Source organism: Frigoribacterium sp. Leaf164, from assembly GCF_001423665.1.
GTDB classification, from domain to species: domain Bacteria; phylum Actinomycetota; class Actinomycetes; order Actinomycetales; family Microbacteriaceae; genus Frigoribacterium; species Frigoribacterium endophyticum.
The window spans coordinates 52,523-62,795 of record NZ_LMOX01000001.1 but is presented as its reverse complement, the minus strand read 5'-3'; the positions used below and the strand labels follow the sequence as shown (position 1 = coordinate 62,795).

Here is a 10,273-nt window from a genome sequence, read left to right as displayed (position 1 = left end):
CCTCCTCCCCCGACGGCCCCGCCCCTGCCTCACGCGGCACGGCCGTTCTCTCGAATTTGAGAGAGATCGGCGCGGGACCGACGAAGATAGGCGGGAGGCGCGGGTCGACGGGCGAGATCACTCGCGTCTTCCGGTGCCCGCGCTGGTGCCGACCCCTGCCCGGCGTCGGCGTCGGCGTCGGCGCCGGCACCCGCGCCCGTGCCCACCGCCCGCTCCTGCGCCGGCCGCCCGCTACGCTCGCCCCGTGACCACCCCCGCTGCTCCGCTCACCTGGGCCGACCTGCCGACCGCCACGCGCGTCGAGGTCGTCCGCCTCGCGGGCCGGGGCGAGGCGCACCCCGACCCGGCCGTGCGCCGCGCCGCGCACGAGTGGGCGACGATGCCGAGCTGGTCGTCGCGGGCGAACCGGCTGCCGGGGTGGACGCTGCCCGCCGCCGCCGCGGTGCTCGGCGTGCTGCTCGTCGTCGTCGGCCTCGCCGTCGCCGCCCCCTGGCCGATGATCGTCGTGCTGGTCGCGGCCGCCGTCGTCGCCCTCGTGCTCGGCCTGCTCGGAGCGAACGCCCGGTCGTCGGCCGCCGCCGTGCGCGCCGTCGCCGACCGACCCTGAGCTGACCGCCCCGACGCCGGTCGCGAGAGCCCACACCCGCACCCGCACACGACCCCCGGGCCCCGCACCCGACCCCCGGACCAGCCCACGAGCCGAAGCCCGCACCCCTCACCCCCGCAGGCACCACCCCGCGACGAGCTCCACCGCCGCCCCGAACTCCGCCAGCCGCGGCCGGTCGAGGAAGGCGTGCCGGGTGCCCGGCAGCACGTGCCGCTCGAGGTCAGCCCCCGACGCCGTGAGCTCGCGCGCGAACGCGTCGCCCGAGGCCCGCATCGAGTCCGCCTCGGCGTCGACCATGAGCGTGCGCGGGAACCCGGCGAGGTCCTGCCCGCCGGCGAAGGCGTGCCGCTCGGCGAGCGCCGCGGCGGTGCCGGCGTAGTTCCGGTTCGTCAGGTCGAGCCCCCGGCGGGAGTGCGACAGTCTCCGGTGCCCGCGCACCGACCGCTGCAGTGCCCGGTCGACCGGCAGCACGGGGTGGAAGAAGCCGTAGCCGAGCACGACGCCGCGCGGCGCCGCTCCCTCGTCGATCGCCCGCAGGGTGGCGGCCGCGACGAGGCACGCCCCCGCGCTCGCCCCGCCGATCAGCGCGCCGCCGGGCGTGGCCTCCGCGACGCTCCGCCAGACCGCCGACACGTCGTCGACAGGCCCCGGGAACCGCGAGCGCCCACGCCCGACCCGCCCCACGAGCGGCCACGGCGTCAGCCGGTAGTCGACCGTGACCACGCCGACCCCGCGGCGTGCCAGGGCGGACGCGACCTCGTGCGCCTCCGGCTGGTCGAGCCCGCCCCGGAAGAACCCTCCGCCGTGGGCCCAGACGAGCACGGGGGCCGACCGCGCCTCCTCGGGTCCGTCCCCGGCGGGCACCGCCGCCGCGTACGTCCGCACCGGCACCCCCGCGACGACGTCGTCCACCGGCTCGGGGCCTGAGGGAGTCGCGGGCCCGGCCCCCGGAGCACGCCCCGCCCCCAGCCCGCTCACCCGCGCAGGACGGACGCCCGCGCCGACTCCCGCTCGGCGTCGGTGATGACCCCGCGGCCGTGCAGGTCGTCGATCTCGGCGAGGCGCACCTCGACCGACTTCTCGGGCTGCAGCACCGTCGAGTCGCGGAGCTTCGCGGCGAGCTCAGCGTCGAAGGTCAACGGGTTGATGCCCCGACGCCGGGCCGACACGACCTTGACCACGATGAGCACCACCATCGCGACGACGATGACGCCGATGACGAAGCCGGCGAGCGTGACGCCGGTGTCGAAGGCGCCGGGGCTGGAGCCGGGGAGGACTGCGAGCACGGGTGACATCGCCTCAGTCTCGCAGGCCCCGACCGACCGGTCCACGCCCCGGTCCCCCCCGGCCCGGCCCGGGGCCCTCCGAGTGGTCACGAACTGCTCCTCCCGGCGCCCCGGAGGAGCAGTTCGTGACCACTCGAGCCCGGCCGCCCTGCGTCCCCGGCCGCCCCGCGTCCCCCGGCCGCCCCGCACCCCGGCCGACCCGCGCCCCGGCCGACCCGCGCCTCCTACCGCCCCGCCTCCCAGTGCTGCCGCACCTGCTCCTCGGTCAGCACCACCGAGTAGACGGCCGCGTAGCGCAGCCCTCCGACGAAGTAGGGCGAGTCGGGGGTCACGGGCCACCCCGAGGGGATCGTGCCGGCCCCGACGCGCCAGTACCCGTCGTAGTTCATCGCCGACTGCACCGTCGCGTCGTAGGCGACGCGACGCCCGTCGAGGTACATCGTCATGCCGCCCTTCGGCGTGTACGTCACGGCGACGTGGTGCCAGGCCCCGTCGGTGACGGACGTCGTGGTGCGGATCGTCTGCACGTTGCGCGGCCGCTGCCCGTAGATCAGGCGCCCCTCGGCGCTCACGTAGAGCAGACGGTCGGCCTGCGTCGAGGTGCCCGTGGCGGAGTCGCCGAACCCGATGACGACGCCCTGCGGCCTGGTGGTGCGGAACCAGGTCTCCATGCTGAAGGTCTGCGGGTCGGACTGCTTCGTCGGGTACGTGACGTAGCTCGTGCTGCCGTCGGGGTCGTAGGCGGCCCCGGGGTCGCGGGGGCAGCTCGGCAGGGGAGGGCGGGCGAGGGTGCCCTGCGAGCCGACGTAGGCGCCGGTCGCGCCGTGCCCGGAGACGTCGGTCGCTCGCTGCGTCGGCTGCACCACGAAGGCGTCGAGCTGCAGGCCGGTGGTGTCGCTCGTCGCGTAGGCCGAGCCGCCGGGGGTGCCCACCGCGAGGCCGGCTCGGCCCGTCTCGGTGATGCTGGTGTCGGTGACGGCGATCACCTGCGCGCCGCCGACGAGCACGCGGATCGTCGACCCCACCAGGTCGAGCGAGAACCGCGTCGTGCTGCCGTCGGCGAGCGTCGCGGGCGACGTCCCGAGCAGGGTCTGGCCGCCGTCGACGACGGACCACAGCGCCCAGCGCTTGTCGGCCTGCTCGTAGCGGGCCGTGTAGTAGGTGCCGGTCGTGCTGGTCGCGGAGCCCGTGTTGAGGCGGCCCACCAGCCCCACGGCGTCGGCGGCGACGGTGCTGCGCACGAACACGTCGGCGCTCACCGTGTAGTTCGGGCTGCTCGAGGCGGGCTCCGAGCGGTACAGGACGAACGAGGTGCTGCCCGACTTCCGCACGCGGCCCGCACCCGTGAACACGACCTCCGTGCTCCCGCTCGAGTTGTGGCGCAGCCAGGTGCCGCCCGTGTCGCCGGTGTGGCCGGAGAGCGGTGCCCCGGCCGTGTCCGAGAAGGTGTCGCGCACGAGCTGGGCGATCGCCTTCTCGTCGAGCGGCCACTGGAAGACGGCGCCGTCGCGCTGCGGGGCCCACGCGTCGGGGCACCGGAAATAGGTGGCCGTCTGCAGGCGGTCCCCCGTGTTGCGGACGGACGCCGTGAAGGCCGCGCTCGTGCCCTCGGTGGAGCCGGTCACGAGGCCGAGGCCCGCGACGAGCGCCACGGCCAGCACGGCGGCGAGGGCACGGAGCCGGGGCGCCGCCGCGCGGCGCGCGAGGTGCCGCCCGCTCACGCCGGCTCCGCCCGGCGGCGGCCGCGCTCGGCCCGGGGCTCCCCCGCGGGCAGGCCCAGCGTGAGCACCGCGATCAGCGGCGAGGCGCAGATCAGCGCGACGACGACCCAGCCCACGACGGGCAGGTGCAGCGACGTCGTGAGGTCGACGGCGGAGGCGCCCGCGGGCACCGGCACCTGGCCGACGGCCCCGCTGACGAGGTCGGCGTGGCCGCCGCCCTCGGCCGCGACCCGCACGGGCACGAGCCCGGTCGAGACGACGTGGGCGACGCCCCGGCCCGCGGCGTCGACCGTGGTCGAGAGCAGCACGGCCCCGACGAACGGGCGCAGCACCGACACGACGCCGAGGACCACGGCGCAGCCCGCGACGAGGCGGAAGGCCGAGCGCGCCGAGTCCGAGCGGAGGCGCGTGCCGACCGCCCAGACCGCCAGCGCCCCGAGGGCGAGCCAGGGCAGCCCGCGCACGAGCCACCCGACGCCGGGCAGCAGGGCGACGGCCCGGCCGACGAGGTCGTCGTCGCCGAGCAGCCACGGGTCGACGGCCCCGGTGGTGTCGCCGCTGGTGCGGACGCCGTCGGCGCCGATCGACGCGACCCGGTGGGTGTACACCTCGCCCGGCACGGTCGGCGGGCGGAAGGTCACGACGTCGCCGACGCGCAGGTCGGCGGAGGGGCCGGAGGCGCGGGCCGGCTCGGTGAGCACCAGCGTCCCCACCGGCGCCGCCTCCCCCATCGACGAGGAGGTCACGACGAACCAGCGCCCTCCCCCGTGGTGGAACGCCCCCGCCGCGACGGCCAGGGCGACCGCGCCGACGACCGCCACGGCGAGCAGGAGCGCGCCGAGCCGACGCGCGAGGGGCGCCGACGTCAGGCCGTGAAGGTCCACGTCAGCGGCATCGAGGCCGTCAGCGACTGGTAGCTGTTGTCGGCCGTCGAGTCGAGCGAGACGACGAAGGTGAAGGGCACGGCCGTCTGGCCGCTCGGCGCGGTGAGGGTGATCGGGCCGCCGCTGGCGAGGCCCGCCGCCGTCCCGGAGAAGACCGAGGCGCCTCCCGCGGTCGTGACGACGACGCGGATCTTGCTGCACAGGTCGGTGGCCGACCCCGTCGTGGCGGAGCCGGCCGTCGCGGTCTGCGTGCAGATGCCGGGCGAGAGCGTGAAGGTGCGGACGGCGGCCGTGCCCGTGGCCTGGATGCTGACCTGCGTGGTCGCGGCGGGGCCGCCGGGGGTCATGGCGGTGTCGCCGCCGAACTTGTTGATGGTCGAGCAGGTCGCCGCCGACGAGCCGGCGCCGCCGTCGGTGCTGCTGCAGGTGGTGCCGCTCGTCGTGCCGGGCACGGACGACGACACCAGCGCCTCCTTCATGGCCAGCGAGGCCGTGCCGACGGTGTTCTTGTCGTTCGCGATGCTGGCCGTGAACGACGAGAGCGTGCCCGTCATCGTGAGGCTGAGCACGATCGAGCCGATGACGCCGGCCGCGAGGGCGAGCGGGGTGGTGCGGACGCGCCGACGGCGCAGGGAGACGTGGGAGGACATGGTGGAGTGCCTTCGGGGTCGTTCTGCGCGTGTCGGGGTCGCGGCCGCCTCGGGAGCAGGGCCGCGGCGGCGGGTCGCCGCGCGCAGTGACCTGGACGCTAAACGAAGCCCCGACGCCGCGTCACGGCCGTCGTGCCCCCAGTTCGAGGCGTGATCGTGCGTCGGGGCGGCGTGCCGCGCCGTACCGTCTGCGCCCCGGTCCGATCGACCGACGACGCCGACGGTCCTCGTCCACCGAACGCGGCAGGATGCGCGGTGGCGGAGGCGGAGGAGGCTCCGGCACGAGCGGACCGTCCGGTTCGGATGACTCCCGCAGCTTCTCCGGGGGGTCTGCACATCGGGGGCCGCCACGCTGTGGCCATGCCCGACTTCAAGCGCCTCCTGGGCGCCGCCGCGAAAGCGCTCGGCGACTCGTCGTCCTCGTCCTCCTCATCGTCGTCCGCCGGCGGCCGCGGCGGCTCGCGCCCCGGTTCCGGCACGGACTGGCGCGACCTCGTCCGCACCGCCGCCGACAAGCTCACGGGTGACGAGCGCCAGCAGGGTGCGGGAGGCGCGGGCCAGGCCCCGGGGCGCGCCCCCGGTCAGCAGCCCCGCCAGTCCGCCCCGTCGGCGGGGCCCTCCGCCTCGCAGGTCCGGGCCTCCGAGGCCGACCGCGTCGCGCTCGGCAAGTACGACTACCTCCTGCGCACGGCCGAGCCGGAGCAGCTCGAGCAGGTGCACCGCGACGCGTTCGCGCGGCTCACGCCCGAGCAGCGTGAGCTCGTGCAGGCCCGCCTCGGCGAGGAGCTGCCCGCCCACGAGCAGCCCCGCAGCGGCGGCACCGACGACCTCGCCCGCGCGGCGACGCGGGGCGAGACGGCGCACCCCGGGCTGATGCAGCGGGTGTTCGGCGGCGGCGCCGGGGCAGGGGCCGCCACCGGCGCCAGCACTTCGGGCGCGGGCTCCCGCACGGGATCGGGCGCCGGGACGTTCGCGGCGGGCGCGGCGGCCGGGGTCGGCGTCGCCGCGCTCGGCGGCCTCGCCCTGACGGTCGCGGCAGGTGCCGCGGTCAGCAGCGTGGCCGCGCCGCTCCTCTCCGGTGCGCTGGCGGACGGCGTCGACTTCGGCGGCCTGGCCGAGAACTTCGGGCTCGAGGGCATCGCCGGGCTCGGCGAGGGCCTCGGCGGCCTCACGGAGGGCGTCGACGGCCTGGCGCAGGCCGGCGAGGAGGGCCTCACCGGTCTCGGCGAGCAGGTCGGCGGCCTCGGCGAGGGCTTCCAGATCCCCGGCCTGGGCGACCTCTTCGACCGCTGACGCGCCTCCCCCTGGTCATCCAGGTGCCTCGATCTGGCCCCTCGGCCCCCGCCGAGCCCCAGCTCGAGGCACTTCGTCGTGCTCGGCTCACCCCAGCGCCGCGCCCGCGCACCTCAGTTGCCGTTTCGAGGGGCTCAGCAGCCCGCTCCACTCCCCGATTCGGCAACTGACCGCACAGACCGTGGCCGACTCAGCCCGCGCGCTTCACGCCCCCAGCGCCCCGAGCGCCCCGATCCGCGCCTGCACCGCCACCGCCGCCGCCCCGCGTGCCCACGCCCCGAAGTCCGCGGCGCCGGTCAGCACCCGCACCTCCGACGCGTCGGGGTCGCGGTCGGCGGCGATGCCCGCGCGCAGCTCCGTCGCGGCGACGGGCACGTCGACGAGGCCGACGCCCTCGCCCGACAGCACCACGGTGCCGACCATCGTGAGGTTCGCGACCGCGGCGACCATCCGGCCGAGCGAACGGCCGGCCGTGCCGACGACCTGCACGGCGACCGGGTCGCCCGAATCGGCGAGCGCCAGCAGCTCGTCGTAGGTGACGGGCCGACCGAGGCCCACCGCAGCCGACGCGCACATGCTCGTCGTCGACAGCATCGCCGTCGAGCAGCCGCGGTGCCCGTCGACGCAGATCGGCCCGGTCGGGTCGAGGGGGACGTGCCCGCCGAGGCCGAGGCCCGTGTCGGGCGTGATGACCTGCCGCCCGTGGACCACCAGCCCGTAGCCGACGCCGGCCCCGACCGTCACCACCGCGAAGTCGTCGACGCCGCGACCGAGGCCGAACCAGCGCTCCGCCTCGGTCAGCGCCACGACGTCGTTCTCGACGACGACCGGCACCCCGAGCCGCTCCGCGAGCATGCCGCCCAGGTCGACCTCCCGCCAGGCGAGGAACGTCGCCCGCCGCACCGTCCGCTGCCCGGTCACCTTGCCGCCGATGCTCACCCCGACTCCCGCGAGGCCCTCGACGCCCTCGACGCCCGCGACGCCGACGCCGACGCCGCGGCTGCCGCTGCCGCTGCCGCTGCCGCCCGCCGTGAGCGCCTGCACCACCGCGACCAGCGCCTCCACCACCTCCTCCGGCGACCGACCCGCCAGGTCGGCGACGTGCTCGCCGAGCGCCCTCGCGCGGAGGTCGGTCAGCACGCCGAACGCCTGGTCGCCGGTCAGCTTGACGCCGACGAAGCGCTGCAGGTCGGCCTGCACGTCGAGCGGCCTCGCCGGCCTGCCGACCGCCCCGGCGAGCTCGACGGCGCCCTCGACGAACAGCCCGCTGTCGAGGAAGGGCTTACTCAGCCGCGTCAGGCTCGCGGGCGACAGCCCCAGCCGACGCCCCAGCTCCGCCCGCGCGATCGGCCCGTGGATGAGCACCTCGCGCACGAGCTCGCGACCGGACTCGCTCAGTGCGGGCTCCGTCGTCGCCATGGGCACTCTCCTGCATCGTCGCGGCCGCGGGCGGACCCACGGAGGCCGCAGAGACGCGGCCCGCCGAGCATATCTTCCGCTGCGGACAGAAAGGAGGCGCGGAGAGGGCCCCGACGCCGACTTGACACCCCTATTCCTTCCGTCATAGAACTAACCCATGCAGCGCCGCACCGATGCCCTCCCGCCCGAGCTCCACCTCCGCCAGGGAGGCACGAGCGTCGTGCTCGACACCTCGGGCGCCGGCCTGCCGAGCATCGTCCACTGGGGCCCCGACCTCGGCGAGCTGAGCGACGCCGCCCTCGCCGGCCTCGTGCTCGCCTCCCGCCCCCAGCGCACCTCGGGCGCGATCGACGAACCCGCCCGCCTCACGCTGCTGCCCCTCGAGTCCGACGGCTGGCAGGGCACACCGGGGCTCCTCGGCAGCCGTGCCGGCGCCTCCTTCTCGCCCGCCTTCACCGTCACCGACCTCGACGTGGCCGAGACCGGCACGACCGGCGGAACCGGAACCACCGCCAGCAAGGGCTTCGCCGGCACCCCCGCCGCCGCCCCGGGCATCGCCGGCTCCCCCGGCACCACCGTCACCGTCACCGCCGACGACCCCGCCGCCGAGCTGCGCCTCGTCGTCACCCTGCGGCTCGACGTGCACGGCCTGCTGCACCAGCGCCTCCGCCTGTCCAACACCGCGACGGGCTCGACCGGCGACGACGCCCGCGGCCTCGACGCCTCGGCCGCCGCCGCCCTCGACACCGCCGCCACCTACGAGCTCGGCGAGCTCGCCGCCAGCTTCCCCCTGCCGCACACCGCGGGCGAGGTGCTCGACACGACGGGCCGCCACCTCCGCGAGCGCACGCCCCAGCGCCACGCCCTGACGGTCGGCCGGTACGACCGCGAGAGCCGCCGGGGCCGCCCCGGCGCCGACGCGACCCTGCTCGTCGCGACCGGCACGCCCGGCTTCGCGTTCGAGCGCGGGCTCGTCCACGCCGCGCACCTCGCCTGGAGCGGCAACCACCGCGTCAGCGTCGAGCGCATCGTCACGGGCGCGACGCACACCCGTCTCGCCGAGCTGCTCGCTCCCGGCGAGGTCCGCCTCGGGCCGGGCGAGAGCTACGCGACGCCGTGGTCGATCGGCTCGTGGGGCGACGGGCTGACGCAGCTCTCGTCGCGCTTCCACCGCCTCCTCCGTGCCCGCCCTGGCCACCCGTCGACGCCGCGCCCGGTGACCCTCAACACGTGGGAGGCCGTCTACTTCGACCACGACCTGGCCCGGCTCACCGCCCTGGCCGACGCCGGGGCCCGTGTCGGCATCGAGCGCTTCGTGCTCGACGACGGCTGGTTCCACGGCCGTCGCGACGACACGACGTCGCTCGGCGACTGGTGGGTCGACGAGACGGTGTGGCCCGACGGCCTGGCGCCGCTGATCGAGCACGTCACCGGCCTCGGCATGCAGTTCGGCATCTGGGTCGAGCCCGAGATGGTCAGCCCCGACAGCGAGCTCGCCCGGGCGCACCCCGACTGGATCCTCGGGCCCGGCGAGGGCCGCCTGCCCGCCGTCGCGCGCCAGCAGCAGGTGCTCGACCTGTCGAACCCCGACGCGTTCGACCACGTCCTCGGCCAGCTCGACGCGCTGGTCACCGACCACGACGTCGCCTACCTGAAGTGGGACCACAACCGTGACCTGCTGGAGGCGGGGGCCGGCTCGCCCGCACGGCCGGCGGTCCACGAGAACGTCGTGGCCCTCTACCGCCTGCTCGACGCGCTGCGCACGCGGCACCCCGGCCTCGAGATCGAGAGCTGCGCCTCCGGCGGGGCCCGCGTCGACCTCGGCGTCCTCGACCACACCGACCGCATCTGGACGAGCGACTGCATCGACCCCGTCGAGCGCCTCGTGAACCAGAAGCACACCGGCCTGCTCGTGCCGGTCGAGCTGATGGGCGCGCACGTCAGCGGCCCCCGGTCGCACTCGACCGGCCGTCGCCACGACCTGTCGTTCCGCGCCGGCGTCGCCCTGCCCGGCCACTTCGGCGTCGAGTGGGACATCAGTTCGCCCGACGTCGCCGACGCGACCCTGGACGAGCTGGCCGCCTGGATCACCGTGCACAAGGCCCACCGCGACCTGCTGCACACCGGGGCCGTCGTGCACGCCGACCTGCCCGACGCGGGCATGGACCTCCGCGGCGTCGTCGCGGCCGACCTCGGCCGCGCGCTCTACACGTTCACGCAGGTCGCGACGAGCGCGAGCTACCCGCCCGGCCCGGTCACGCTGCCCGGCCTCGACGACGACCGCGACTACCGCGTGGCCCTCGCGGCCCCGACGGCCCCGCTCGCCGGGCCCGGCCAGTCGCCGCTCGCCTGGGCCCTCGACGGCGTCGTGCTGAGCGGCCGTGCCCTGCGGCTCGGCGGCGTGCAGGCGCCC

At 76.4% G+C, this 10,273-nt stretch carries 9 protein-coding genes; 3 read left to right on the top strand and 6 right to left on the bottom strand.

The features are described from left to right. The first annotated feature begins 244 nt into the window (after positions 1 to 244). A complete protein-coding gene (locus ASF82_RS00265; protein ID WP_056051904.1) occupies positions 245 to 607 on the top strand; it encodes a hypothetical protein in 363 nt (120 codons plus the stop codon). A 108-nt stretch (positions 608 to 715) separates the two neighbouring features. Here the strand turns inward: ASF82_RS00265 and ASF82_RS00260 are convergent, their stop codons facing one another. The 5 genes from ASF82_RS00260 to ASF82_RS00240 form a co-directional block, all read right to left on the bottom strand. After that, on the bottom strand, positions 716 to 1,519 hold the full coding sequence (locus ASF82_RS00260) for an alpha/beta hydrolase (protein ID WP_056051901.1): 804 nt from the start codon (positions 1,517 to 1,519) through the stop codon (positions 716 to 718). A 62-nt stretch (positions 1,520 to 1,581) separates the two neighbouring features. After that, positions 1,582 to 1,902 (bottom strand): hypothetical protein, encoded by a 321-nt coding sequence (locus ASF82_RS00255; protein ID WP_056051898.1) that lies wholly within the window; start codon positions 1,900 to 1,902, stop codon positions 1,582 to 1,584. Positions 1,903 to 2,117: 215 nt separating this feature from the next. Then, positions 2,118 to 3,614 carry a LamG domain-containing protein gene (locus ASF82_RS00250; RefSeq protein ID WP_056051895.1) on the bottom strand — a complete coding sequence of 499 codons (1,497 nt, stop codon included), beginning with the start codon at positions 3,612 to 3,614 and terminating at the stop codon, positions 2,118 to 2,120. After that, positions 3,611 to 4,498, bottom strand: coding sequence for a S26 family signal peptidase (locus ASF82_RS00245; RefSeq protein WP_056051892.1), 888 nt, complete (start codon positions 4,496 to 4,498; stop codon positions 3,611 to 3,613). Before ASF82_RS00245 ends, ASF82_RS00250 begins: the two co-directional genes overlap by 4 nt. Further along, positions 4,480 to 5,148, bottom strand: coding sequence for a hypothetical protein (locus ASF82_RS00240; protein WP_056051889.1), 669 nt, complete (start codon positions 5,146 to 5,148; stop codon positions 4,480 to 4,482). Before ASF82_RS00240 ends, ASF82_RS00245 begins: the two co-directional genes overlap by 19 nt. 360 nt (positions 5,149 to 5,508) lie before the next feature. Between ASF82_RS00240 and ASF82_RS00235 the strand changes: the two genes are divergently transcribed. After that, positions 5,509 to 6,441 carry a hypothetical protein gene (locus ASF82_RS00235; protein WP_082514397.1) on the top strand — a complete coding sequence of 311 codons (933 nt, stop codon included), beginning with the start codon at positions 5,509 to 5,511 and terminating at the stop codon, positions 6,439 to 6,441. 204 nt (positions 6,442 to 6,645) lie between these two features. Here the strand turns inward: ASF82_RS00235 and ASF82_RS00230 are convergent, their stop codons facing one another. Next, positions 6,646 to 7,860 carry an ROK family protein gene (locus tag ASF82_RS00230; protein WP_056051884.1) on the bottom strand — a complete coding sequence of 405 codons (1,215 nt, stop codon included), beginning with the start codon at positions 7,858 to 7,860 and terminating at the stop codon, positions 6,646 to 6,648. 157 nt (positions 7,861 to 8,017) lie between these two features. On the opposite strand from ASF82_RS00230, the gene ASF82_RS00225 reads away from it, so the two are divergent. Next, on the top strand, positions 8,018 to 10,273 hold a 2,256-nt coding region (locus tag ASF82_RS00225; RefSeq protein WP_156369949.1), incomplete at its 3' end, for an alpha-galactosidase.

Coding starts and splice junctions, on each gene's coding strand:
- ASF82_RS00255 (WP_056051898.1), bottom strand. CDS start 1,902: ATGTCACCCGTGCTCGCAGTCCTCCCCGGCTCCAGCCCCGGCGCCTTC.
- ASF82_RS00240 (WP_056051889.1), bottom strand. CDS start 5,148: ATGTCCTCCCACGTCTCCCTGCGCCGTCGGCGCGTCCGCACCACCCCG.
- ASF82_RS00235 (WP_082514397.1), top strand. CDS start 5,509: ATGCCCGACTTCAAGCGCCTCCTGGGCGCCGCCGCGAAAGCGCTCGGC.
- ASF82_RS00230 (WP_056051884.1), bottom strand. CDS start 7,860: ATGGCGACGACGGAGCCCGCACTGAGCGAGTCCGGTCGCGAGCTCGTG.